This window comes from Pseudomonas sp. URMO17WK12:I7 (assembly GCF_003269045.1).
Taxonomy (GTDB): Bacteria; Pseudomonadota; Gammaproteobacteria; order Pseudomonadales; family Pseudomonadaceae; genus Aquipseudomonas; species Aquipseudomonas putida_J.
Genome location: NZ_QLTL01000012.1, coordinates 69584 through 92775, shown reverse-complemented (window position 1 = coordinate 92775; position 23192 = coordinate 69584). Strand labels below are relative to the sequence as shown.

At 63.0% G+C, this 23192-nt stretch carries 24 protein-coding genes; 13 read left to right on the top strand and 11 right to left on the bottom strand.

Annotated elements, in window-relative coordinates; all coding sequences use genetic code 11:
• Positions 1-16 precede the first annotated feature (16 nt).
• The 4 genes from rlmH to H040_RS17740 are packed head-to-tail and all read right to left on the bottom strand — an operon-like array spanning position 17 to position 2894.
• Positions 17-484: a 23S rRNA (pseudouridine(1915)-N(3))-methyltransferase RlmH gene (gene rlmH / locus H040_RS17755; RefSeq protein WP_008090421.1), complete on the bottom strand. Its 468-nt coding sequence runs from the start codon at positions 482-484 to the stop codon at positions 17-19.
• Positions 485-493: 9 nt separating this feature from the next.
• The gene (rsfS, locus tag H040_RS17750) at positions 494-916 is read right to left on the bottom strand and encodes a ribosome silencing factor (protein ID WP_027917776.1); all 423 of its coding nucleotides are present in this window, start codon (positions 914-916) and stop codon (positions 494-496) included.
• 45 nt (positions 917-961) lie between these two features.
• Positions 962-1621 (bottom strand): nicotinate-nucleotide adenylyltransferase, encoded by a 660-nt coding sequence (gene nadD / locus H040_RS17745; protein ID WP_027917777.1) that lies wholly within the window; start codon positions 1619-1621, stop codon positions 962-964.
• Between the two features lies 1 nt (position 1622).
• Positions 1623-2894, bottom strand: coding sequence for a glutamate-5-semialdehyde dehydrogenase (locus tag H040_RS17740; RefSeq protein WP_027917778.1), 1272 nt, complete (start codon positions 2892-2894; stop codon positions 1623-1625).
• Positions 2895-3098: 204 nt separating this feature from the next.
• On the opposite strand from H040_RS17740, the gene H040_RS17735 reads away from it, so the two are divergent.
• Positions 3099-3791: a DNA-3-methyladenine glycosylase gene (locus tag H040_RS17735; protein ID WP_027917779.1), complete on the top strand. Its 693-nt coding sequence runs from the start codon at positions 3099-3101 to the stop codon at positions 3789-3791.
• A gap of 3 nt (positions 3792-3794) precedes the next feature.
• Positions 3795-5111, top strand: a complete 1317-nt coding sequence (locus H040_RS17730; protein ID WP_027917780.1) for a bifunctional DedA family/phosphatase PAP2 family protein — start codon at positions 3795-3797, stop codon at positions 5109-5111.
• 109 nt (positions 5112-5220) lie between these two features.
• On the opposite strand, the gene H040_RS17725 is transcribed toward H040_RS17730, so the two are convergent.
• Genes H040_RS17725 through H040_RS17715 form a run of 3 tightly spaced genes read right to left on the bottom strand, consistent with a single transcriptional unit; the run spans position 5221 to position 6899 of the window.
• Positions 5221-5811: an LON peptidase substrate-binding domain-containing protein gene (locus H040_RS17725; RefSeq protein WP_027917781.1), complete on the bottom strand. Its 591-nt coding sequence runs from the start codon at positions 5809-5811 to the stop codon at positions 5221-5223.
• A gap of 9 nt (positions 5812-5820) precedes the next feature.
• On the bottom strand, positions 5821-6537 hold the full coding sequence (locus H040_RS17720; protein ID WP_027917782.1) for an LrgB family protein: 717 nt from the start codon (positions 6535-6537) through the stop codon (positions 5821-5823).
• On the bottom strand, positions 6534-6899 hold the full coding sequence (locus tag H040_RS17715; RefSeq protein WP_027917783.1) for a CidA/LrgA family protein: 366 nt from the start codon (positions 6897-6899) through the stop codon (positions 6534-6536). Before H040_RS17715 ends, H040_RS17720 begins: the two co-directional genes overlap by 4 nt.
• 143 nt (positions 6900-7042) lie before the next feature.
• Between H040_RS17715 and H040_RS17710 the strand changes: the two genes are divergently transcribed.
• The 3 genes from H040_RS17710 to H040_RS17700 all read left to right on the top strand — a co-directional run bounded on the left by H040_RS17710 (position 7043) and on the right by H040_RS17700 (position 10082).
• Positions 7043-7498 carry a MaoC family dehydratase gene (locus tag H040_RS17710; RefSeq protein ID WP_027917784.1) on the top strand — a complete coding sequence of 152 codons (456 nt, stop codon included), beginning with the start codon at positions 7043-7045 and terminating at the stop codon, positions 7496-7498.
• A 178-nt stretch (positions 7499-7676) separates the two neighbouring features.
• Entirely contained in the window at positions 7677-9410 is a 1734-nt protein-coding gene (locus H040_RS17705; RefSeq protein WP_027917785.1) for a C13 family peptidase, read from the top strand.
• Between the two features lie 27 nt (positions 9411-9437).
• Positions 9438-10082 carry an oxidoreductase gene (locus tag H040_RS17700; protein WP_027917786.1) on the top strand — a complete coding sequence of 215 codons (645 nt, stop codon included), beginning with the start codon at positions 9438-9440 and terminating at the stop codon, positions 10080-10082.
• 3 nt (positions 10083-10085) lie between these two features.
• Here H040_RS17700 and H040_RS17695 read toward each other — a convergent pair whose 3' ends face one another.
• The 4 genes from H040_RS17695 to H040_RS17680 form a co-directional block, all read right to left on the bottom strand.
• On the bottom strand, positions 10086-10373 hold the full coding sequence (locus H040_RS17695) for a YceK/YidQ family lipoprotein (protein ID WP_027917787.1): 288 nt from the start codon (positions 10371-10373) through the stop codon (positions 10086-10088).
• Positions 10370-10999, bottom strand: coding sequence for a flavin prenyltransferase UbiX (ubiX, locus tag H040_RS17690; RefSeq protein ID WP_013970698.1), 630 nt, complete (start codon positions 10997-10999; stop codon positions 10370-10372). The genes H040_RS17695 and ubiX overlap by 4 nt, the downstream gene beginning before the upstream one ends.
• Positions 10996-12345 (bottom strand): UDP-N-acetylmuramate:L-alanyl-gamma-D-glutamyl-meso-diaminopimelate ligase, encoded by a 1350-nt coding sequence (gene mpl, locus H040_RS17685; protein ID WP_027917788.1) that lies wholly within the window; start codon positions 12343-12345, stop codon positions 10996-10998. The genes ubiX and mpl overlap by 4 nt, the downstream gene beginning before the upstream one ends.
• A gap of 66 nt (positions 12346-12411) precedes the next feature.
• Entirely contained in the window at positions 12412-14388 is a 1977-nt protein-coding gene (locus tag H040_RS17680) for a sigma-54-dependent Fis family transcriptional regulator (protein WP_027917789.1), read from the bottom strand.
• A gap of 244 nt (positions 14389-14632) precedes the next feature.
• Here H040_RS17680 and exaC point away from each other — a divergent pair, with 244 nt between their 5' ends.
• From exaC to ppa, 8 genes are all read left to right on the top strand, one after another.
• Complete coding sequence (gene exaC / locus H040_RS17675; RefSeq protein WP_027917790.1) at positions 14633-16153, top strand: acetaldehyde dehydrogenase ExaC; 1521 nt, start codon at positions 14633-14635, stop codon at positions 16151-16153.
• Between the two features lie 209 nt (positions 16154-16362).
• Complete coding sequence (eat, locus tag H040_RS17670) at positions 16363-17811, top strand: ethanolamine permease (protein ID WP_027917791.1); 1449 nt, start codon at positions 16363-16365, stop codon at positions 17809-17811.
• A 46-nt stretch (positions 17812-17857) separates the two neighbouring features.
• Positions 17858-19252 carry an ethanolamine ammonia-lyase subunit EutB gene (locus H040_RS17665; RefSeq protein WP_027917792.1) on the top strand — a complete coding sequence of 465 codons (1395 nt, stop codon included), beginning with the start codon at positions 17858-17860 and terminating at the stop codon, positions 19250-19252.
• Between the two features lie 9 nt (positions 19253-19261).
• Entirely contained in the window at positions 19262-20092 is an 831-nt protein-coding gene (gene eutC / locus H040_RS17660) for an ethanolamine ammonia-lyase subunit EutC (RefSeq protein ID WP_027917793.1), read from the top strand.
• A 109-nt stretch (positions 20093-20201) separates the two neighbouring features.
• On the top strand, positions 20202-20660 hold the full coding sequence (locus H040_RS17655; protein ID WP_027917794.1) for a GNAT family N-acetyltransferase: 459 nt from the start codon (positions 20202-20204) through the stop codon (positions 20658-20660).
• A 270-nt stretch (positions 20661-20930) separates the two neighbouring features.
• Positions 20931-21578, top strand: a complete 648-nt coding sequence (locus tag H040_RS17650; RefSeq protein ID WP_027917795.1) for a DedA family protein — start codon at positions 20931-20933, stop codon at positions 21576-21578.
• Positions 21579-21586: 8 nt separating this feature from the next.
• A complete protein-coding gene (locus H040_RS17645; protein ID WP_027917796.1) occupies positions 21587-22402 on the top strand; it encodes a zinc-dependent peptidase in 816 nt (271 codons plus the stop codon).
• A 105-nt stretch (positions 22403-22507) separates the two neighbouring features.
• A complete protein-coding gene (ppa, locus tag H040_RS17640) occupies positions 22508-23035 on the top strand; it encodes an inorganic diphosphatase (protein WP_003255365.1) in 528 nt (175 codons plus the stop codon).
• The last annotated feature ends 157 nt before the right edge of the window (positions 23036-23192 follow it).

Here is a 23192-nt window from a genome sequence, read left to right as displayed (position 1 = left end):
CGGACTGCTTACAGGCTCATTTGTGGTAAGGGTGCCCGGACAATACTGTCCAGGCGCGGTAGATCTGCTCGCCGATGAGTATCCTTACCAACGGGTGCGGCAGGGTCAGCGGCGACAGCGACCAGCGTTGCTCGGCGCGCGCACAGACCTCAGGCGCCAGCCCTTCCGGGCCGCCCACCATCAAATTCACCGTACGCGAGTCCAGGCGCCAGCGGTCCAGCTCGGTCGCCAGCTGCTCGGTACTCCAGGGCTTGCCATGGACCTCGAGGGTAACGATGCGTTCCCCAGGCTGAACCTTGCTCAGCATGGCTTCGCCCTCCTGACGGATCAGGCGGGCGACGTCGGCATTCTTGCCACGGGTGTTCAGCGGGATTTCCACCAGCTCGAGCGACAGCTCCTGGGGCAGGCGCTTGGCATATTCATGCCAGCCTTCCTCAACCCACTTGGGCATGCGCGAGCCGACCGCGATCAGGCGAAGACGCACGACGCTTCCTTATTCCCGGTCTTTGAGCTTGTCGGTGAAGTAGTCGCTGGCGTTTTCCGGGCTGTGGTGCTTGGCGTCGGCGGCACGGCTCTGCTCGGCGCCCATCCACAGGCGCTCCAGGTCGTAGAACTGGCGGGCAGCGGCGGTCATCATGTGAACGATGACGTCGTTCAGGTCCAGCAGTACCCAATCGCTGTCGCCCTTGCCTTCTTCGCCCAGTGGTTGCGCGCCTTGTTTCTTGACCGTTTCACGGACCTTTTCCAGCATCGCGTTGATCTGGCGGTTGGAAGTACCGGTGGCAATGATCATGTAGTCGGTCAGGCTGTGCTTTTCGCGCACGTCGATGACCTGAATGTCCTGGGCCTTGACGTCTTCCAGGGCGCTGATGGTCAGCTTGACCAGTTCTTCGCCATTGATTTTCTGCTTGCTCATATAAAACTCTTCAACTCGTTTGAATGAGGCGCCCTGGGGGCACCGTCAGTTAGGGGCACGATACAGTTCGTGCGCCTCGATGTAGGCCAGTACGGCGTCCGGCACCAGGAACCTCACCGATTTGCCGCTGGCCAGCAGCTGTCGGATCTGTGTAGCCGACACCGCAAGCGGCGTCTGCCAGACGAACGAAATATTCCCCGCCGGGCCGGACATGGCGGTGGGATCGCTCTCCGAGCGCGCAGCCAGCAGGTTGCGCAACTCGTCAGGGGGTTCAACGTCGGCATCCGGGCGTTGCAGCACCAGGATGTGACAGTGTTGCAGCAGCTCTTCCCAGCGGTGCCAGCCAGGCAGGCCGCAGAAAGCGTCCCAGCCCAGGACCAGGAACAGCTGGTCGTCGACGCCCAGTTCGGCGCGCAGCGACTCCAGCGTGTCGATGGTGTACGACGGCTTGTCGCGCTCGAGCTCGCGGGCATCGACGCTCAGGCAGGCTACGCCCTGCACCGCTTCACGCACCATGGCCAGGCGATCCTGCGCCGCCACTTGCGGGGTATCGCGGTGGGGCGGGCGGGCATTGGGCAACAGGCGCAGCTCATCGAGCCCCATGAACTCGGCCACTTCCAGCGCGCTGCGCAGGTGGCCGATGTGCACGGGGTCGAAAGTACCGCCAAGAATGCCGATGCGCCGGACTGCCTGGGCCTTGCTCAACTCAGCAGGACTCCTGACCGCGCAGCTGGCCGTCACCGATCACCACGTACTTCTCGCAGGTCAGGCCTTCCAGGCCGACCGGGCCGCGGGCGTGCAGCTTGTCGGTGGAAATGCCGATTTCTGCGCCCAAGCCATACTCGAAACCATCGGCAAAGCAGGTTGGCGTGTTGAGCATCACCGATGCCGAATCGACCTCGGCCATGAACTGACGGGCCTGACCCTGGTGTTCGGTGATGATCGAATCGGTGTGGTGCGAGCCGTACTGGTTGATGTGCTCGATGGCCTGGTCCAGGCCGCCGACAACGCGGATCGACAGGATCGCGTCCAGGTACTCGGTGTGCCAGTCGTCTTCAGTGGCCGGCTTGGCATCGATCAGCGCGCAGGTACGCTCGCAGCCACGCAGTTCGACGCCCTTCTCCTGGAAGCGGCGGGCCATTTCTGGCAGAAAACCTTCAGCCACGCGCTGGTCAACCAGCAGGGTTTCCATCGCCCCACAGATGCCGTAGCGGTAGGTCTTGGCGTTGAATGCCACGCGCCAGGCTTTGTCCAGGTCGGCGTGCTCGGCCACATAAACATGGCAGATGCCGTCCAGGTGCTTGATGACCGGCACGCGGGCATCGCGACTGATGCGCTCGATCAGGCCACGGCCGCCACGCGGCACGATGACATCGACGAACTCAGGCATGCTGATCAACGCGCCAACGGCTTCGCGGTCGGTGGTCTCGACCACTTGCACCACGGCAGCCGGCAAGCCCGCCACAGCCAGGCCACGCTGGATGCAGATGGCGATGGCACGGTTGGAGTGGATGGCTTCGGAGCCGCCACGCAGGATGGTCGCGTTGCCCGACTTCAGGCACAGGCTGGCGGCATCGATGGTCACGTTCGGACGCGACTCGTAGATGATCCCGATCACCCCCAGAGGCACGCGCATCTTGCCGACCTGGATGCCCGACGGGCGGTAGCTCATGTCGCGGATGGCACCAACCGGGTCTGGCAGGCTGGCCACCTGGCGCAGGCCGGTGATCATGCCGTCGATGCGCGCCGGGGTCAGCGCCAGCCGGTCAAGCAGCGCTGGCTCCAGGCCATTGGCACGGCCGGCGGCCAGGTCCAGTTCGTTGGCTGCGGCAAGCTCGGCGCGCGCGGCATCCAGCGCATCGGCTGCGGCCTGCAGGGCGCGGTTCTTCTGCGCGGTGCTGGCACGTGCGATGACGCGGGAGGCCTGGCGAGCGGCGCGACCCAGGCGGGTCATGTAGTCAAGAACGGACTCAGTCATGGGTTCGGTGTCTTGGCGAAGGGGAAATCGGCTGATTATAACTGTCGCGCAGGTATACGCCCAGCGGCGGGTGGCGGATGGTAGAAAATGGCTCACAAGTTTCCATAGGAAAGATGTAACCGCGCTTATCGAACTGTCCGGGTTCAGCCTCGATTAAGCTATTCGTTGCTATCATCCCGGCCTTTACTGCCACGAACCGCCAGCATGCCAGCCTCAGCCCCCTGCCCTGCACGCGCCCTCCCTGACAGCTTCTTCGACCGCGACGCCCAGACGTTGGCCAAGGCGCTGCTGGGCAAAGTCATTCGCCATCGCCACGGCAACCTGTGGCTGGCCGCACGGATCATCGAGACCGAGGCGTACTACCTGGCCGACAAGGGCAGCCACGCCTCGCTTGGCTATACCGAGAAGCGCAAGGCGCTGTTCCTTGATGGCGGGCACATCTACATGTACTACGCACGCGGCGGTGATTCGCTCAATTTCAGCGCCCAAGGCCCAGGCAATGCGGTACTGATCAAGTCCGCGTACCCTTGGCTCGATGCCATCTCTGGTGCCAACAGCCTGGCGCAAATGCAACTGAACAACCCCGATGCCAGCGGCAACCTGCGCCCGGCCGAACGCCTGTGCGCCGGGCAGACCCTGCTGTGCAAGGCCATGGGCCTGAAAGTGCCGCACTGGGACGCGCAACGCTTCGACCCTGAGCGCCTGTACGTGGAAGACTGCGGCATCGCCGTGCCGCGGGTGGTCCAGGCGCCACGCCTGGGCATCCCCCATGGTCGCGACGAGCACTTGCCGTATCGCTTCGTCGACGCCGATTTCGCCCGCTTCTGCACCCGGAACCCGCTGCGCCGGGGCCAAGTCGAAGGGCAAGACTTTTTCATACTCGAACAAGGAAGCTGAAACATGGGCCAATGGCTCGACAGCCTGACCGGCTGGCTCAGCGCCAACCCCCAGTGGCTTGGCGTGGCTATTTTTGTAGTGGCTTGCGTGGAGTGCCTGGCGATTGCCGGCATCATCGTGCCAGGCACGGTACTGCTGTTCGCCGTTGCCGTGCTGGCTGGCAGTGGCGCATTCACCCTTGGGGAAACCCTACTGCTGGGGTTCCTCGGCGGCCTGCTCGGTGACGCGCTGTCGTACACCATCGGCAAGTACTTCCACCAGAACATCCGTCGCCTGCCGTTGCTGCGCCACCACCCGGAGTGGATTGGCAGCGCCGAGGCCTACTTCCAGCGTTACGGCATCGCCAGCCTGCTGGTAGGCCGCTTCATCGGCCCGCTGCGGCCGATGCTGCCAATGGTCGCCGGGATGTTCGACATGCCGTTGCCGCGCTTCATCGCGGTCAGCCTGGTGGCGGGTGCGGGCTGGTCGGTCGCCTACCTGCTGCCTGGCTGGGCTACCGGTGCAGCCATGCGCCTGCCGTTACCGGAAGGCTTCTGGTTGGATGCCGGGATCATCGCCGGCACCCTGGCGGTGCTGATCGGCCTGAGCCTGAACAGCAGTATCCGCGACCAGCGCCACGGAACGCGACTGATCGCAGGCTTGAGCTTCATCGCGCTGGCGGCGCTGTTTCTTGGTTGGCCTTACCTGCACGAATTCGACCAAGGCGTGATGACCTTGGTGCAAGAGCACCGCAGCCGGGCCGTGGACGGGACCGTGGTACTCGTGACCCGCCTGGGCGACTTCAAGACCCAGTTCTTCCTGGGCGGCCTGCTCACCGGCTTGCTCTTGTTGGCGCGGCAATGGCGCCACGCCCTGTTCGCCGGCGGGACGCTGATCGCCACCGCGCTGGCCAACGGCTCGCTGAAATGGCTATTCGCCCGTGCAAGGCCCGAGGTACTGAGCGACCCGCTGACCAGCTACAGCATGCCCAGCGGGCACAGTTCGGCGTCGTTCGCGTTCTTCCTGACCTTGGCGGTCCTGGCGGGGCGCGGCATGCCGCCGCGCATGCGCCTGACCTGGGTGCTGCTGGGCTGCATCCCGGCACTGGCGATTGCCTTGTCGCGGGTCTACCTGGGGGCGCATTGGCCGACCGACATCATGGCCGGGGCCTTGCTGGCCTGTTGCGTGTGTGCGCTGAGCCTGACGCTGGTGCAACATCGCCAGCCGCTGACTGCACTGCCGCTGCGGGTGTGGTGGCTGGTGTTGCCGGCGTGTATCGCGTTGCTGGCGTTCTTTGCCATGCATGCGCTGCCTCACGCCCTGCTTCGATACCAGTATTGAGCTTGCGTGTACTGGCCTCTTCGCGGCTAAAGCCGCTCCCACAGGGATAGCGCAAACCTGTAGGAGCGGCTTTAGCCGCGAAGAGGCCGGTACAGGTCATTGAATTCAATCAGGCGAACAGCTCGCCCTGAATCCGCTCCAGCAGCTTCTGGATCTCTTCCAGCCGCTGCGCCGGCGAGCCGATCGCCAGCAGATCCAGTTTGTCCTCTTCCATGAACGGCAACAGGTACGCCAGCTGGTTGGCCAACGCCTGGCGCCCGTCGACATCCCGCGGCATGTCCAGCGCTTCGACCATCGGGTGCTCGCCGAGGGCGACCAGCAGCGCCAGCAAGTCTTCATCCTGTTCGATCAATGGGCTATCCGGATGCTCCGCCAGCCAATGCACCTCGCCTACCAGCAACTGATCCTTCTGCACGTCGGTCTGGCTCAGCTCGAAGCGACGCACCCCCTCCACACGAATGCCCAGCAAGCCATTGTCCTGCTGGACGAAGTCGCGGATCACCGCTTCGCAGCCGATCGAAGCCACAACCGGCGGCGCCTTGCCGACCTGCTCGCCTTCGACGATGCACACCACGCCAAAGCCGGTACCCTGCTTCATGCAGCGGCCAATCATGTCCAGGTAGCGCGCCTCGAAGATCTGCAGATCCAGCAGGCAACCAGGAAACAACACGGTATTGAGCGGAAACAGCGGTAGCGTCATCACAACTCCTCAAGCCACCAGGCTGACCGCCAACGGCAGGAACACCGCCGTGGCCACCCCCATCAGGCTCATCGCCAGCGCGGCAAAGGCGCCGCATTCGTCACTTTCCTGCAAGGCCACCGATGTGCCCACGGCATGTGCCGTTACCCCCAGCGACATACCACGCGCCTCTGGGCTGTGCACACCCAACCGGGTCAGCAGCGCCGGGCCGAAGATCGCCCCGATCACACCGGTAATCAATACGAACACGGCCGCCAACGCTGCCACACCCCCAATCTGCTCGGCCACCAGCATGGCGATCGGTGACGTGACAGATTTTGGCGCCATGGTCATCAGGATCATATGTTCGGCACCAAACCACCAGCCCAGCAGCAGGCAGCAGACCGTGGCGAACAGGCCTCCGATTACCAGCGTAGTAAATGTCGGCCAGAACAGTTGACGGATGCGTCTCAGGTTAAGGTAGAGCGGCACCGCCAGGGCAACGGTAGCGGGCCCGAGGAGGATGTTCATGATCTCGGTGCTCTTGCGGTATTCGGCGTAGCTGATGCCGCAGGTCAGCAGCACGCCGATCACCAGCAGCATCGACACCAGTACCGGTTGCAGGAAGATCCAACGGGTCTTTTCATAGGCTGCCAGCACGATCTGGTAGGCGCCCAGGGTAATGCCGATACCGAACAAGGGATGGTGAATCACTGCGTCGAGCGCGCCTTGCCAGTCAAGGATCATGGCTGCTCCTCACGTTTGCCGTGCTGGCGATCGATAAGCTTCTGCATCAGCAGACCGACGAACACCAGCGTCACCAGGCAGGAAATCAACAAGGCACCGGCGATCGCCCAGAAGTCTGCAGCAATGTCCTTGGCGTAGACCATCACCCCCACCGCCGGTGGTACCAGCAGCAGTGGCAGATAACGCAGCAGGCTACCGGCGGCCTCGTTCAGGGGCTTGCCGACCTCGCCACGGGCCATGAGGAAGAACAGGAGCAGCAACAGGCCGATGATCGGGCCCGGCAGAATCGGCACGCACAAGTGATTGAGCGCCGTACCCAGCAGTTGAAACAGCACCAGCCAGGTCAAACCACGCAACAGCATAAGGATCTCCTTCAGGCATGCCGGCCATTATAAGCACGCGCTACCTATAAGCCGATATTCGCCGAAAAGCGGGCATCTTGACTGAAACGGTTCGCCGTGCTGATCTTGCACTTTCGTACCAAATGACAACCTGGAGAGTCGCGATGCCCTATGTACCGGTAAACGAGCTTACGAAGTACGTTGGAAAGGAGCTGGGACGTTCCGACTGGCTGAAGATCGACCAGCAGCGCATCAACCTGTTCGCCGAAGCCACTGGCGATTTCCAGTTCATTCATGTCGACCCGGAAAAGGCGGCGAAAACCCCGTTCGGCACTACCATCGCCCACGGCTTCCTGACCTTGTCACTGATCCCCAAGCTGATGGAGGACATCCTGGTGATGCCCGAGGGGTTGAAGATGGTGGTCAATTACGGGCTGGATAGCGTGCGTTTCATTCAGCCGGTGAAAGTCGACAGCAAGGTACGGTTGAAGGTGGACCTGGGCGAGGTAATCGAGAAGAAACCGGGACAGTGGCTGCTCAAAGCCACTGTTACCCTGGAGATCGAAGGCGAAGCGAAGCCCGCCTACATCGCCGAACCCCTCTCGCTCTGCTTCGTCTGACCTGGCCTCTTCGCAGACAGGCCCGCCCCCACAAATCTCCACAGGGCTCAAGCCTTGTGCGGTACCTGTGGGAGCGGACTTGCCCGCGAAGAATCCACCCTCGATTTCAGCCAGATCACGGATACCTGCGCCCCGTATTCTGCGGCATACTCGGCAGATCTTTTGCCCGGATTACGCCATGCGTCCCCTGCTCCCCCTCGCGCTGACCCTGATGCTCGCTGCCTGTGGCGATGGTGAGTCGTTGTCCCCACCCGATGCGCGCCTGCCCGATGGCGGTCGCTACCGAGGGCAGGTGGTCGATGGCCTGCTGCAGGGCGAGGGGCGCATCGACTACCCCAACGGCAGCTGGTACGCCGGCAACTTCAAGGACGGCCAATGGCATGGCCTGGGCGAATGGCACGGCAGCAATGGCGAAGTCTACCGTGGGCAGTTCGACAAGGGGCTGTTCCACGGCCTGGGCGACCTGACCACCCCGGGCAGCCACTATGCGGGCACCTTCAGCCACGGCCGGCGTGATGGCGAAGGTAGCCTCAAGCAGGCTGACCAGAGTTACCGAGGCCAGTTCAAGGACGACCAGTACGAAGGCGCAGGCGAACTGGAACTGGCCGATGGCAGCCGCTACCAGGGCCTGTTCGCCAAGGGCAAGCCCAATGGCGCGGGCGTGCGCAGCGATGCCAGCGGCAACCAGTTCAGTGGCCGCTTCGTCGATGGCCAACTGCAAGGCAGCGGCACCTATGACAGCACCGATGGCGAACAATACATCGGTGAGTTCAAGGACAACCGCCTGGAAGGCCGCGGTCGCTACGAGAATGCCGACGGCGACGTATGGATCGGCGACTTCAAGGACGGCTCGCTGATCGGCGAAGGCGAACTGCTCGGCAGCGACGGCAGCCATTACAAAGGCACTTTCCTTGACTGGCGCCTGTCTGGCCAAGGCAGCCTGCAGTTGCCTGATGGCAGCCAATACGTCGGTGGTTTTGACAACGATGCCTACCAGGGGCATGGCAAGCTGACCCTGGCCAGCGGCCAGGTAGAAAGCGGTTTCTGGGTCAATGGCGTACGCGTCCGAGACCAGAAAGGCAAGCTGCTGCCCGACCCACTGGACCTGGCGCTGCTCAATCAGGGCCGCCTGCTTGACGAAGCCTTGGCCCGGGTACCGCGCTCGGCCCCCCCCATCCAGCTGTACAGCCTGGTCCTGGCCGGCGATGGCCAGCAAAGCGTGTTCCTGCGCGAGGCCGACTATGTCAGCAACATGCTCAAGGTACGTTTTGGTGCCCGCGGCCAAGTCACCCTGGTCAACCACCGTGACCAGATGACTACCCGCCCCATGGCTACCCGCGAGAACCTAACCCGCGCCGCCCGCACCCTGGCCGAACGCAGCGGCCCGGAAGACCTGATCTTCATCTACCTGACCAGCCACGGCAGCCAGGACCACCAGTTGGTGCTCGACCAGCCGCGGCTGCAGCTCGCTGACTTGTCCTCCGACGAACTGGCCAGCGCCTTGGCCCCACTCAAGGACCGCGACAAGGTCATTGTCATCTCTGCCTGCTATTCAGGTGGCTACATCGCCCCGCTCAAAGATGAGCGCACAGTGATCATGACTGCGGCGCGTGCCGACCGGGTATCGTTCGGCTGCTCGGAAGAGGCCGACTTCACCTACTTCGGCGATGCCTTGTTTGCCGAAGCCCTGAACCAGACCGATGACCTGAAACAAGCGTTCGAACTAGCCCGCACCAGTGTTGCCGAAAGAGAACGAAGGGAAGGTTTCGAAGCCTCCGAACCACAAATCTGGGCACCGCCCGCAGTACTGGCACACTGGAAGCAACTGCGTAAGCACCAGGCCGAAGAAGCCTTACGTAATGCGGCACAGGCCAAGGCGGAAGAACAGGCAAAAACGCCTGCCAGCCACTAAGCTTGTGTGTAACAAGGGAGAGACATCATGTACTTGACGCCTCAGCATGTCCTGCTTGCCGGAGCCACCGGCCTTACTGGTGAGCACCTGCTCGACCGCCTGCTCAACGAACCCACCATCAGTCGCGTACTGGCACCGACTCGCCGGCCATTGGCCGGGCATCCCCACCTGGAAAACCCGGTGGGCGACCCGGCAGTATTTCTCCCGCAACTGGCCGGTCGCGTCGATATTGCCTACTGCTGCCTGGGTACCACCCTCAAGCAGGCGGGCTCTGAGCAAGCGTTTCGCGCCGTCGATCTGGACATGGTCGTGGCATTCAGCAAGCGCGCCCGGGAAATGGGGGCGCGGCACCTGCTAGTGGTCAGCGCCATAGGCGCCGACCCCAAGTCACCGATCTTCTACAACCGGGTCAAGGGTGAGATGGAAGAAGCACTCAAGGCCCAGGACTGGCCGCAACTGACCATCGTGCGGCCATCGCTGCTGCTGGGTGAACGGCTGCAACCACGGCTGGGCGAGAAGCTCGCATCACCGTTTGCCAAGTTGATGCCGGGTAAGTACCGGGGTATCGAGGCCTGTACCCTGGCACGGGCGTTGTGGCGCCTGGCGCTGGAAGAAGAGGACGGAATACGGGTGATCGAGTCCGACGAGTTGCGCAAACTCGGCAAGAAATAGCCCCTACAGGCCACCCGTAGCCTGAAAACCTATTCCTGCCGCAGTCAGCAATGACAACGGCAGGAACAGTGTATCCAGCAGCATGCTGCCCGGCAGGTCCAGGTGTGGATACGCCGGCGCCTCAGCCCCGAAGCGATCCTTGGGGCAGCACCCGCCATTGATCACATACATATCCAGCCGGGTCCCGGCATACACCACCGGCGCACCTGGCTTGTTGGCATCCAGCGTGCGCACCGTGGCGCAGCCGCCGAGCAGGCCTGCAGCCAGCAAGCAGGCTAGCAAACGCCTCAATCATCAACCCCGAAATGATGTTCGCCCCAGCGCGGCAGCATGTCTTGCGGAATGTTCAGCAGGTTGAGAATGCGCGCCACGACAAAGTCGACCAGGTCATCGATGGTCTGCGGCTGGTGATAGAAGCCCGGCGCCGCTGGCAGGATCACCGCGCCCATCTGCGACAGCTTGAGCATGTTTTCCAGGTGAATGGTCGAGAACGGCGCCTCGCGCGGCACCAGGATCAGCTGCCGACGCTCCTTGAGGGTGACGTCGGCGGCACGCTCGATCAAGTTGTTGCAGGCACCAGTGGCGATTGCCGACAAGGTACCGGTAGAGCACGGCACCACCACCATCGCGGCTGGCGCACCGGAGCCCGAAGCCACCGGCGACATCCAGTCTTCCTTGCCGTAAACACGAATCTGCCCGTCGGCAGCACCGGTATATTCGGTAAGAAATGCCTGCATGGCCTGCGGCTTGGCCGGCAGGACCACATCGGTCTCGGTGGCCATTACCAGTTGCGCGGCCTTGGAGATGAGGAAATGCACCTCACGGTCCTCGCGCACCAGGCAATCGAGCAGGCGCAGGCCATACTGCGCCCCGGAGGCACCCGTCATGGCCAGGGTGATACGCTCCGGCCCGCTCACTTCAAGGCCTCAGCCAACTTGCCGTGCAGGCCGCCGAAGCCGCCGTTGCTCATGATCACCACATGCGTACCTGGGCGCGCCTGGCCTTTGACCCGCTCGATGATCGCGTCAAGGCTATCGGCAACCACGCTTGGTACCTTGCATTGCGCCGCAGTGGCAGCCAGGTCCCAGCCCAGGTTGGCGGGCGCATACCAGATGACCTGGTCAGCGTCGTTGACGCTTTCCGGCAGGCCGTCACGATGGGCACCAAGCTTCATGGAGTTGGAGCGCGGTTCGACGATGGCGATGACCGGTGCTTCGCCAACGTGCTTGCGCAAGCCGTCGAGGGTGGTGGCGATGGCGGTCGGGTGGTGGGCGAAATCGTCGTAGATGGTCACGCCCTGAACTTCAGCGACCTTCTCCATACGCCGCTTGACGCTCTTGAACGCGCTCAGGCCTTCGATGCCCATGGCCGGCACCACACCCACATGACGGGCAGCGGCCAGGGTGGCGAGGGCGTTGGCGACGTTGTGCTGGCCAGTCAGGGCCCAGTCCACCACACCCTGCACTTCGCCGTCGAACAACACCTCGAAACGCGAGCCGTCGGCGCTGAGCAAGCGTGCTTGCCACTGGCCACCTTCACCGGTGGTCTGCACCGGGGTCCAGCAGCCCATGCCGATAACGCGCTCCAGCGCCTGCTCGGAGGTCGGGTGAATGACCAGGCCTTCACTCGGAATGGTCCGCACAAGATGGTGGAACTGCCGCTCGATGGCTGCCAGATCAGGGAAGATATCCGCGTGATCGAACTCAAGGTTGTTGAGGATCGCGGTGCGTGGGTGGTAGTGCACGAACTTTGAGCGCTTGTCGAAGAAGGCGCTGTCGTACTCGTCGGCCTCGACCACGAAGAACGGTGTGCCACCCAGGCGGGCCGATACCGAGAAGTTCTGCGGCACGCCGCCGATCAGGAAGCCCGGGCTCATGCCGGCATGCTCAAGCACCCAGGCCAGCATGCTGCTGGTGGTGGTCTTGCCGTGGGTACCCGCGACTGCCAGCACCCAGCGGCCCTGCAGCACATGGTCGGCCAGCCACTGCGGGCCGGACACATAAGGCAGCCCCTTGTTCAGCACATACTCCACCGCCGGGTTGCCCCGCGACATGGCATTGCCGATGACCACCAGATCAGGTGCAGGGTCCAGCTGAGCCGGGTCGTAGCCCTGGGTCAGTTCGATACCCTGGGCTTCGAGCTGGGTGCTCATGGGTGGATAGACGTTGGCGTCGGAGCCGGTGACACGGTGGCCGAGCTCTTTGGCCAGCACCGCCAGCGAACCCATGAAAGTGCCGCAAATACCGAGAATATGAATATGCATGGTCGACCTCGCAAAACTTCGAGGCAGGGTAGCCCAGGGCGCGGGAAATCGCACCCGGAGTTTTGCTCAGGCGCCCCTGGCAATGCCGTGTTTGCGCAGTTTTCGATACAAGGTATTGCGGCTGATGCCCAGGTGCTCGGCGACCCGGGTCAAGTGCCAGTCTTTTGCCTCCAGCACCTCCATCAGCGCTTGATGCTCAGCGTGCAAGAGCGGCCTTTTGTCGCGAAAGGGCTGCGCAGCAGCCCCGGCGGACTGAGCATCACCGGTGAGATCCTGGGGCCGCTGCGCGACCCTTTCGCGACACAAGGCCGCTCCTACAGGGCCCGCGTCACTTCTAAAGATTGCAGGAAGGTCCGAGATTTCGATATGCGTGCCTTCGCACAGGGCAACCAGGGTCCGCAACACATTGCGCATCTGCCGCACGTTTCCTGGCCAGGCAAAATCCAGCAGCGCCCGGCGCGCCTCAGGCGCCAGATGTACAACCTGCCCCTGCGCTTCCTGACGTAACAGAAAGTCCAGCAATGCCTCTTTGTCAGTACGCTCACGCACCGCTGGCAGTGCCACTTCAAGCCCGTTCAGCCGGTAATAGAGATCCTCGCGGAAACTGCCCTGCTCCACCCGCTCCAGCAAGTCGCGGTGCGTGGCGCTGACGATACGCACATCTACCGCCTGCGGCTCACCGCCAATCGGCACCACTTGGCGCTCTTCCAGCACCCGCAGCAGGCGGGTCTGCAACGCCAGTGGCATGTCGCCGATCTCGTCCAGCAACAACGTACCGCCATCGGCCTGCAACAACTTGCCGCGCATGCCTTCCTTCCGCGCCCCGGTGAAGCTGCCACCGCGATAACCGAACAGCTCGCTCTCGATCAGGCTCTCGGGGATCGACGCACAGTTCACAGCCACGAATGACTTGCCACGGCGCTGGCTGGCCTGATGCACGGCCTGGGCGAAGGCCTCTTTGCCGCAACCGGTCTCGCCGCACAGCAGCAGCGGCACATCGCGCTCGAACACGCGTACGGCACGCTGGAAATCGTGTTGCAAGGCCGGGTCCAGCAAGCAGATGCCCGGCTCTGAAGCGGGCTTGGCCTGGGGCAGGCTGACCGGCACCGTCCAAAGCGGCGCTCGCGCCTGCCCGCGCAAGCTGGCGAACACCTGCCGGCCATCGCGGGTGCGCAACGGCCAGACCGTACTGCCACCCGGCGTGGCACGGCTGAACAGCTCGTCATGGCTGCATGCGAAGAACATCTCCAGCGGTTTGCCCAATACGCCGCCGCGAATGGTGCTCAACAGGTTCAGGGCACTCTGGTTGGCAGCGCAGATGCGGCCATCGCCGTCGAACGCCAGCAACCCTTCGCTGAACTGGCCGACCGACTCGGCCTGCACGTGCAAGCGCAGCAACCATTGCTGCTCGAAATGACGCAGGAAATAACAGCTCTCGATCATCTTCGCCGAGAGGTTGACCAGCGCCATGGTGTGGAACTGGCTCTGGCGCGACACGTCAGGCCGCGCCGAGGACACATCGAGCACCGCCAGCAACTCGCCGTGCGGGTCGAACACCGGGCTCGCCGAACAGGTCAGGCCGGTATGGCGGCCACGAAAGTGCTCGTTCTGGTGAATGGTCAGGGCCTGGCGCTCGACCAGGCAGGTACCGATGCCATTGGTGCCTTCGCGGGCTTCACTCCAGTCCGCGCCCAGCCATAGCCCGGTACGCTCGAAGTTGCGCCGCTCACCGGGTGCGGTGACACAGTTGAGGATCACCCCGCGGGCATCGGTCAGCAGCACCGCATGGCCCGTACCGGACAGCTGCTGGTGCAAGCTGTTCATCTCGTTGTCGGCAATCCTCAGCACCTGGCGCAGGCGCTCGCGACTCTCCAGCAGGCGACCATGCTCGAGCACCACGGGCGCCTCGATCACCGACGGGTCAAGGTGGTAATCATCCAGACAGCGCAGCCAGGAACGCGCGATCGAAGGGTCGCTGACACCTTCGCCACGGGCAACCGTGTGAACTTGCTGGGCATGGCGAGTGAAAAGATTGCTCTGCATTAGTTGTTGTTCTCCGCAGATAGAGATATCAGCCAGCATCCTCCGCGGCGACCGCCCGGTCAAGCGCGTACCGCAAACGGTACAAAGTGTCACCCAGCCCGTGCCAGCGCTGGCACACAAGCCCATCAAAAAGTGCCGCCCACGTGCCTCAAGCCATTGATTTGGCTAGGGCTCGCCACGCTGGCCCAACCTTTGCTCTACGCTTCTCAACTCCCTAACAAACACAATAGCCAGGAGACACACCATGCGTTACGCACATCCCGGTACCGACGGCTCCAAGGTTGCCTTCAAGAGCCGCTACGGCAACTACATCGGTGGTGAGTTCGTAGCTCCGGTCAAAGGGCAATATTTCGAAAATACCTCCCCGGTGAACGGCAAGTTGATTGCCGAATTCCCCCGTTCCACTGCCGAAGACATCGACAAAGCGCTCGACGCCGCCCATGCCGCCGCCGACGCTTGGGGCCGCACCTCGGTACAGGACCGCTCCAACGTCCTGCTGAAGATCGCCGACCGTATCGAACAGAACCTGGAAATCCTGGCCATCACCGAAACCTGGGACAACGGCAAGCCGATCCGCGAGACCCTCAACGCCGACATCCCGCTGGCCGTCGACCACTTCCGCTATTTCGCAGGCTGCATCCGCGCCCAGGAAGGCGGCGCCGCCGAAATCAACGAAAACACCGTGGCCTACCACATCCACGAACCGCTGGGCGTGGTCGGGCAGATCATCCCGTGGAACTTCCCGATCCTGATGGCCGCCTGGAAACTCGCCCCGGCCCTGGCCGCCGGTAACTGCGTGGTGCTCAAGCCGGCCGAACAGACACCGCTGGGCATCACCGTGCTGGTCGAGCTGATTGGCGACCTGCTGCCCAAAGGCGTGCTCAACGTGGTGCAGGGCTACGGCCGCGAAGCCGGTGAAGCGCTGGCCACCAGCAAGCGCATCGCCAAGATCGCCTTCACAGGCTCTACCCCGGTCGGCTCGCACATCATGAAATGCGCTGCCGAGAACATCATCCCGTCCACCGTCGAGCTGGGCGGCAAGTCGCCGAACGTGTACTTCGAAGACATCATGCAGGCTGAGCCGAGCTTCATCGACAAAGCCGCCGAAGGCATGGTGCTGGCGTTCTTCAACCAAGGCGAGGTGTGCACCTGCCCATCGCGCGCACTGGTGCAGGAGTCGATCTACCCGCAGTTCATGGAAGTGGTGATGAAGAAGGTCCTGCAGATCAAGCGCGGCGACCCACTCGACACCGACACCATGGTCGGTGCCCAGGCCTCGCAGCAGCAGTTCGAGAAAATCCTCTCGTACTTGCAGATCGCCCAGGACGAAGGCGCCGAGCTGCTGACCGGCGGCAAGGTGGAAAAACTCGAAGGCTCGCTGGCCACCGGTTACTACATCCAGCCGACCTTGCTCAAAGGCAACAACCGCATGCGTGTGTTCCAGGAAGAAATCTTCGGGCCGGTGGTCAGCGTCACCACCTTCAAGGACGAAGCCGAAGCCCTGGCCATTGCCAACGACACCGAGTTCGGCCTCGGTGCCGGCGTGTGGACCCGCGACATCAACCGCGCCTACCGCATGGGCCGCGGTATCAAGGCTGGCCGCGTGTGGACCAACTGCTACCACCTGTACCCGGCGCATGCTGCATTCGGTGGCTACAAGAAGTCCGGTGTCGGCCGTGAAACCCACAAGATGATGCTCGACCACTACCAGCAGACCAAGAACCTGCTGGTGAGCTACGACATCAACCCGCTGGGCTTCTTCTAAACCGCGTCGCCTGCTTCGCGGGTGAACCCGCTCCCACAGGGAATCGCAACACTCCTGTGGGAGCGGTTTTACCCGCGAAGAGGCCTGGCCTGCAAACACAAAATCCAGAGCGGCAACCGTGTACCAACCGCTCTGGCTCGCTTCCTGCAGTACCCATCACCATCGGCCCGGACCCCTTCCGGCCACCCAGAAATAAAACAGGTGAAACTATGCCAAGCGATCATTCCGCCGGCGTGCCGGCAGGGTCTTCCGTCGACTTCGAAAAAGTCGGATCGGACTATTTCCAGCAACGTGAACTGAAAAAAGGCGCCGCCGGCTGGGTACTGCTGGTGGGCCTTGGTGTGGCCTATGTGATTTCCGGCGACTATGCCGGCTGGAACTTCGGCCTGGCCCAGGGTGGCTGGGGCGGCATGTTCCTCGCTACCCTGCTGATGGCCACCATGTACCTGTGCATGTGCTTCTCGCTGGCCGAGCTTTCCTCGATGATCCCTACCGCAGGCGGCGGCTATGGCTTTGCCCGCAGTGCCTTCGGCCCGTGGGGCGGCTTTTTGACCGGCACGGCGATCCTCATCGAGTACGCCATCGCCCCTGCCGCCATCGCCACGTTCATCGGCGCCTACTGCCAGTCACTGTTCGGCATCGGCGGCTGGATGATCTACCTGGCGTTCTATGTGGTCTTCATCGGCATTCACATCTTCGGCGTGGGTGAAGCGCTGAAGCTGATGTTCATCATCACCGCCATCGCGGCCATTGCCCTGGCCGTATTCCTGGTGGCCATGGTGCCCCATTTTGATGCAGCCAACCTGTTCGACATCGCTCAAACGGACGCCGCAGGGGCCAGCAGCTTCCTGCCGTTCGGCTATGTCGGTGTGTGGGCAGCGATCCCCTATGCCATCTGGTTCTTCCTCGCCGTCGAAGGCGTGCCACTGGCCGCCGAAGAAACCAAGAACCCCAAGCGTGACCTGCCGCGCGGCCTGATCGGCGCGATGCTGGTACTGCTGGCCTTCGCCCTGCTGATCCTGGTGGTCGGCCCTGGCGGTGCCGGCTCCGAAGCCCTGAAGGCCTCCGGCAACCCGCTGGTCGAGGCGCTGGCCAAAGCCTACGGTGGCTCCACCTGGATGGGCAGCTTCGTCAACCTGGTGGGGCTTGCAGGCCTGATCGCCAGCTTCTTCTCGATCATCTACGCCTATTCCCGGCAGATCTTTGCCCTGTCCCGCGCCGGCTACCTGCCGCGCAAACTGTCGGAAACCAACAAAAGCAAGGCCCCGGTGATGGCGCTGGTGATCCCCGGCATCATTGGCTTCGCCCTGTCGCTGACCGGCCAGGGCGACCTGCTGATCCTGGTAGCGGTATTCGGTGCCACACTGTCCTATGTGCTGATGATGGCTGCGCACATCACCCTGCGCATCCGCCGGCCGAAAATGGAACGCCCCTATCGCACCCCGGGCGGCATCTTTACCTCGGGCCTGGCCCTGGTGCTGGCTTGCATCGCCGTGGTCGCAGGCTTCCTGGTCGACCCACGGGTAGTGATTGGCGCCGCGGTGATTTATGCGGTACTGATTGCCTACTTTGCGTTCTACAGCCGCCACCACTTGGTCGCGGGCACACCGGAAGAGGAATTCGCCGCGATCCAGAAGGCCGAAGAGGCCCTGCACTGATCGCCGCCACCTGCCGCGGGCCAGCCCGCGGCTCTGGAGATTCTGTATGGCAAGTTTCGTACACACGGTAGGCCACCTGGTCTACCGCTTCGACAGCCTCAAGGACGTGATGGCCAAGGCCAGCCCGGCGCGTTCCGGGGATTTCCTGGCCGGCGTCGCTGCCGCCAACGACGGTGAGCGCGTGGCCGCGCAGATGGCCCTGGCCAACATACCGCTGACGCACTTTCTGAATGAAGCACTGATCCCCTACGAACAGGACGAAATCACCCGGCTGATCGTCGACACCCACGACGCCCAGGCCTTCGCCCCAGTCAGCCACCTGACCGTTGGCGGCCTGCGCGACTGGCTGCTAAGCGAAGAGGCCAACGAACAAAGCCTGCGCGCCCTCGCACCAGGGCTGACACCGGAAATGGCCGCCGCAGTGTCGAAGATCATGCGCGTGCAGGACCTGGTACTGGTGGCGCAGAAGATCCGCGTGGTCACCCGGTTCCGTGGCACCATGGGCCTGCGCGGGCGCCTGTCGACCCGCCTGCAGCCCAACCACCCGACCGACGAACCGGCCGGTATTGCCGCCAGCATTCTCGACGGCCTGCTCTACGGCAACGGCGACGCCATGATCGGCATCAACCCGGCGACCGACAGCATCGCCTCGATCTGCGCCCTGCTGGAAATGCTCGACGCCATCATCCAGCGCTACGACATCCCCACCCAGGCCTGCGTGCTGACCCACGTCACCACCTCGATCGAAGCAATCAACCGCGGCGTGCCGCTGGACCTGGTATTCCAGTCGATTGCCGGCACCGAAGCAGCCAACGCCGGCTTCGGCATCAACCTGAACGTGCTGCAGGAAGGTTACGAGGCCGGCCTGTCGCTCAAGCGCGGCACCCTCGGGCAGAACCTGATGTACTTCGAGACCGGCCAAGGCAGCGCCCTGTCGGCCAACGCCCACCACGGTGTCGACCAGCAGACCTGCGAAACCCGCGCCTACGCCGTGGCCCGCCACTTCAAACCGTTCCTGGTCAACACCGTGGTCGGCTTCATCGGCCCCGAGTACCTGTACAACGGCAAACAGATCATCCGCGCCGGCCTCGAAGACCACTTCTGCGGCAAGCTGCTGGGCGTGCCGATGGGCTGCGACATCTGCTACACCAACCACGCCGAAGCCGACCAGGACGACATGGATACCCTGCTGACCTTGCTGGGCGTGGCCGGGATCAATTTCATCATGGGTATTCCTGGCTCCGACGACATCATGCTCAACTACCAGACCACGTCGTTCCACGACGCGCTGTATGCGCGCCAGACCCTGGGCCTGAAGCCCGGGCCGGAATTCGAAGCCTGGCTGCAACGCACCGGCATCTTCACCCAGGCCGATGGCCGCGTGCGCTTTGGCGACAACCTGCCGCCGGCATTCCGCCAGGCATTGGCACAGCTGGCTTAAGAGGTGACCATGGCAGACCGTACCCCCACCCCGCCCTCTACCCAGGAAAACCCTTGGCTGGCCCTGCGCAACCTGACCCCGGCGCGCATCGCCCTGGGCCGTACCGGCATCAGCCTGCCCACCCGCGCACAACTGGACTTCCAGTTTGCCCACGCCCAGGCCCGTGACGCCGTGCACCTGGCCTTCGACCACGCCGCCCTGAGCGAACAGCTCAAGGACCGTGGCCGCGACAGCCTGGTGCTGCACAGCGCCGCCAGCGACCGCCACCAATACCTGCAACGCCCCGACCTCGGCAGGCGGCTCAACGATGACTCGGCCGAACGCTTGCGCCAGCACGCCCAGGCCAACCCCGACGGGGTCGACCTGGCCATCGTGGTCGCCGACGGCCTCTCGGCCCTGGCCGTGCACCGCCATACCTTGCCGTTCCTGGCCCGCTTCGAGGAGCAGGCCGCCGCCGATGGCTGGACCAGCGCCCCGGTGGTGCTGGTAGAGCAAGGCCGGGTTGCAGTGGCGGACGAAGTTGGCCAGTTGCTCGGTGCACGCATGACCGTAATGCTGATTGGTGAACGCCCGGGGCTGAGCTCGCCAGACAGCCTAGGCCTGTATTTCACCTACGCACCCAAGGTCGGCCTGACCGATGCCTATCGCAACTGCATCTCCAACATCCGCCTTGAAGGCCTGAGCTACGGCATGGCCGCCCATCGCCTGCTATACCTGATGCGCGAAGCCTGCAGGCGGCAGCTTTCCGGTGTGAACCTGAAGGACGAAGCCGAGGTCCATAGCATCGACAGCGAACATGCCCCCACCCAGCGAGGCAACTTCCTGCTCGGCGAAGGTTAAAGAACATGTCACGGAAGGCGGATTGCACCGATGGCCAGCATTGGGGCAGCATGCCCATGAACGCTGCAGGCATTCCGCTGTTTCCCCAAATGGACTCTGAGGGCCGCACATGCGCATCATCAAGGCAACCCTGGAACACCTCGACCTGCTCACCCCGCTGTTCGTCAGATACCGCGAGTTCTATGGGCAGCTCCCTTATCCCGACAGCTCGCGCAAATTCCTGCAAAAACGCCTGATGCGCGGTGAATCGGTCATTTACCTGGCTTTGCCAGTCGACGATGACAGCAAACTGCTCGGCTTCTGCCAGCTTTATCCAAGCTATTCGTCGCTGTCGCTGAAGCGGGTGTGGATTCTCAATGACATCTTCGTGGCCGAAGATTCACGGCGCATGCTGGTAGCCGACCACCTGATGCGTGAGGCCAAGAAGATGGCCAAGGAAACCAACGCGGTACGGATGCGGGTTTCGACCAGCGCCAATAACGAGGCGGCGCGCAAGACCTATGAGTCGATCGGCTTTCGCAAGGACACCGAGTTCGAGAACTACATCCTGCCGATCAGCCAGGACTGAACCGCACCACGATCGTTGTAGGAGCGGCCTCGTGTCGCGAAAGGGCCACAGAGCGGCCCCGGCAAGGGCGCGCCTACAAAGATCGCGTACACCTGCAAGTACCCGTAACCCCCCGCTACAAACTCCCCGGGCAGGTTTCCTACTTAGCCGTATAATGCATCGACCTGCCATGTGTGAAAATTTACCCGTCCACAGGCATTGATGCCGACACCCAGGGCATTGTCCGTCATCGCGTGCCCGTAAAGCGGGTCAAGAACACAGGTGCTGTACATGGAATTCAACCCGCTGGACCTTATCCTTCATCTCGATGCCTACCTCGATTTGCTGGTCACCAATTACGGCCCCTGGATCTACGCGATCCTGTTCGCTGTCATCTTCTGCGAAACCGGCCTGGTGGTGATGCCGTTCCTGCCGGGCGACTCGCTGCTGTTCATCGCCGGCGCCGTGGCCGCAGGGGGTGGCATGGACCCGGTCCTGCTGGCGGGCCTGCTGATGGCAGCGGCCATCCTGGGCGACAGTACCAACTACATCATCGGTCGCACGACAGGCGAAAAACTGTTCAGCAACCCCAATTCGAAGATATTCCGCCGCGACTACCTGCAGCGCACTCACGACTTCTATGAACGCCACGGTGGCAAGACCGTGACCATGGCGCGCTTCCTGCCAATCCTGCGCACCTTCGCGCCGTTCGTCGCCGGCATTGCGCACATGCATTACCCGCGGTTCTTCGGTTTCAGTGTGGCGGGTTCGTTGCTGTGGGTCGGCGGCCTGGTTACCCTGGGCTACTTCTTCGGTAACGTGCCATTCATCAAGCAGCACCTCTCGCTCATGGTGGTCGGCATCATCGTGCTTTCGCTGGTACCGATGATCCTCGGCCTGCTGCGTGGCCGCCTGGGCCGCACCGCCAAGGCCCACTGACAGCAGACATGTGGTCCTTCAGCGCCTGGCGGCGCAAGCGCACCCTGGCGCGCTACCCGATCGACGCACGGCAATGGCAGGTGATCCGCGATCGCCTGCCAATGCTCGATGGCATCAGCGATGCAGAAGACCAGTGGCTGCGCGAAGCCTGCATCCTGTTCTTGCTCGACAAGCACCTGACCCCTCTCCCTGGGGTCGAACTTGACGATGAGCAGCGCCTGTTTCTGGCCGCTCAGGCGCAGTTGCCGCTGCTGCACCTGGGCGAATTGAACTGGTACCAGGGTTTCCACGAGATCATCCTCTACCCCGACGACTTCAAGAGCCCGCAGCGCCACCGCGATGCCAGCGGCGTGGAGCACGTATGGGATGCCGAGCACAGCGGCGAAGCCTGGCAGCAGGGGCCGGTCATCCTGGCCTGGGCCGGTGTGCTGGCCAGTGGCAGCTGGGAAGCCTACAACCTGGTGATCCACGAACTGGCGCATAAACTCGACATGCTCAATGGCGATGCCAACGGCCTGCCGCCGCTGCACCCGGGCATGCACGTGGAAGACTGGGCCGCGGCCATGCAGCAGGCCTATGACGACCTCAATCGCCAGCTAGACGCCGACCCCGACGCACAAACCGCCATCGACCCCTACGCAGCGGAAAACCCGGCGGAATTCTTCGCCGTCACCAGCGAATACTTCTTCAGCGCCCCCGACCTGCTGCACCAGGCTTATCCACAGGTGTACCGGCAGCTGTCGCTGTTCTATCGCCAGGATCCGCTGGCACGCCTCGCGCAGCTGCAAGCCGAGCACCCGGAGTACCGCGAAAGCCACGCCTGAGGCGGCCGCTCATCTTGCCCGCACATCAGGCCAGACGTGGCATGGCCTGGCGGAATGTGCCTATAATCGCCGCCACTTTTTGAGCAATCACGGGGGCACTGCCCAATGAGCTACAGCAAGATTCCGGCTGGCAAAGACCTGCCGAACGACATCTACGTCGCTATCGAGATCCCGGCCAACCACGCGCCGATCAAATACGAAATCGACAAGGACAGCGACACCCTGTTCGTTGACCGTTTCATGGCCACCCCGATGTTCTACCCGGCCAACTACGGTTTCATTCCGAATACCCTGGCTGACGACGGTGATCCGCTGGACGTGCTGGTCGTGACCCCATACCCGGTAGCCCCAGGCTCGGTCATTCGTGCCCGTCCGGTCGGCGTGCTGAACATGACCGACGACGGCGGCGGCGACGCCAAGGTCATCGCCGTTCCTCACGACAAGCTGAGCCAGCTGTACGTCGACGTGAAGGAATACACCGACCTGCCAGCCCTGCTGATCCAGCAGATCGAGCACTTCTTCGCGAACTACAAGGATCTCGAGAAGGGCAAGTGGGTCAAGATCGAAGGCTGGGAAGGCGCCGACGCCGCCCGCGCTGCGATCACCAAATCGGTCGCTGCCTACAAAGGCTGATACCGCTTTGCAGAAAAAGCCCCGCCTCGGCGGGGCTTTTTTATGGGTGACGCATATGCAGGTAAAAAGCCCTACGCCTCCCTACAGCATCGCCCTACATCCAAGCCATTTTCACACCATTCAGATCAACATCTCGTTCATTTCGCTATTAGCATCC

What these genes read in the sequence shown, in the direction of transcription:
- rsfS (WP_027917776.1), bottom strand. Translation starts at nt 916, where the DNA reads ATGAGCAAGCAGAAAATCAATGGCGAAGAACTGGTCAAGCTGACCATC.
- H040_RS17740 (WP_027917778.1), bottom strand. Translation starts at nt 2,894, where the DNA reads ATGACTGAGTCCGTTCTTGACTACATGACCCGCCTGGGTCGCGCCGCT.
- H040_RS17735 (WP_027917779.1), top strand. Translation starts at nt 3,099, where the DNA reads ATGCCAGCCTCAGCCCCCTGCCCTGCACGCGCCCTCCCTGACAGCTTC.
- H040_RS17730 (WP_027917780.1), top strand. Translation starts at nt 3,795, where the DNA reads ATGGGCCAATGGCTCGACAGCCTGACCGGCTGGCTCAGCGCCAACCCC.
- H040_RS17725 (WP_027917781.1), bottom strand. Translation starts at nt 5,811, where the DNA reads ATGACGCTACCGCTGTTTCCGCTCAATACCGTGTTGTTTCCTGGTTGC.
- H040_RS17720 (WP_027917782.1), bottom strand. Translation starts at nt 6,537, where the DNA reads ATGATCCTTGACTGGCAAGGCGCGCTCGACGCAGTGATTCACCATCCC.
- H040_RS17715 (WP_027917783.1), bottom strand. Translation starts at nt 6,899, where the DNA reads ATGCTGTTGCGTGGTTTGACCTGGCTGGTGCTGTTTCAACTGCTGGGT.
- H040_RS17710 (WP_027917784.1), top strand. Translation starts at nt 7,043, where the DNA reads ATGCCCTATGTACCGGTAAACGAGCTTACGAAGTACGTTGGAAAGGAG.
- H040_RS17705 (WP_027917785.1), top strand. Translation starts at nt 7,677, where the DNA reads ATGCGTCCCCTGCTCCCCCTCGCGCTGACCCTGATGCTCGCTGCCTGT.
- H040_RS17700 (WP_027917786.1), top strand. Translation starts at nt 9,438, where the DNA reads ATGTACTTGACGCCTCAGCATGTCCTGCTTGCCGGAGCCACCGGCCTT.
- mpl (WP_027917788.1), bottom strand. Translation starts at nt 12,345, where the DNA reads ATGCATATTCATATTCTCGGTATTTGCGGCACTTTCATGGGTTCGCTG.
- H040_RS17680 (WP_027917789.1), bottom strand. Translation starts at nt 14,388, where the DNA reads ATGCAGAGCAATCTTTTCACTCGCCATGCCCAGCAAGTTCACACGGTT.
- exaC (WP_027917790.1), top strand. Translation starts at nt 14,633, where the DNA reads ATGCGTTACGCACATCCCGGTACCGACGGCTCCAAGGTTGCCTTCAAG.
- eat (WP_027917791.1), top strand. Translation starts at nt 16,363, where the DNA reads ATGCCAAGCGATCATTCCGCCGGCGTGCCGGCAGGGTCTTCCGTCGAC.
- H040_RS17665 (WP_027917792.1), top strand. Translation starts at nt 17,858, where the DNA reads ATGGCAAGTTTCGTACACACGGTAGGCCACCTGGTCTACCGCTTCGAC.
- eutC (WP_027917793.1), top strand. Translation starts at nt 19,262, where the DNA reads ATGGCAGACCGTACCCCCACCCCGCCCTCTACCCAGGAAAACCCTTGG.
- H040_RS17655 (WP_027917794.1), top strand. Translation starts at nt 20,202, where the DNA reads ATGCGCATCATCAAGGCAACCCTGGAACACCTCGACCTGCTCACCCCG.
- H040_RS17650 (WP_027917795.1), top strand. Translation starts at nt 20,931, where the DNA reads ATGGAATTCAACCCGCTGGACCTTATCCTTCATCTCGATGCCTACCTC.
- H040_RS17645 (WP_027917796.1), top strand. Translation starts at nt 21,587, where the DNA reads ATGTGGTCCTTCAGCGCCTGGCGGCGCAAGCGCACCCTGGCGCGCTAC.
- ppa (WP_003255365.1), top strand. Translation starts at nt 22,508, where the DNA reads ATGAGCTACAGCAAGATTCCGGCTGGCAAAGACCTGCCGAACGACATC.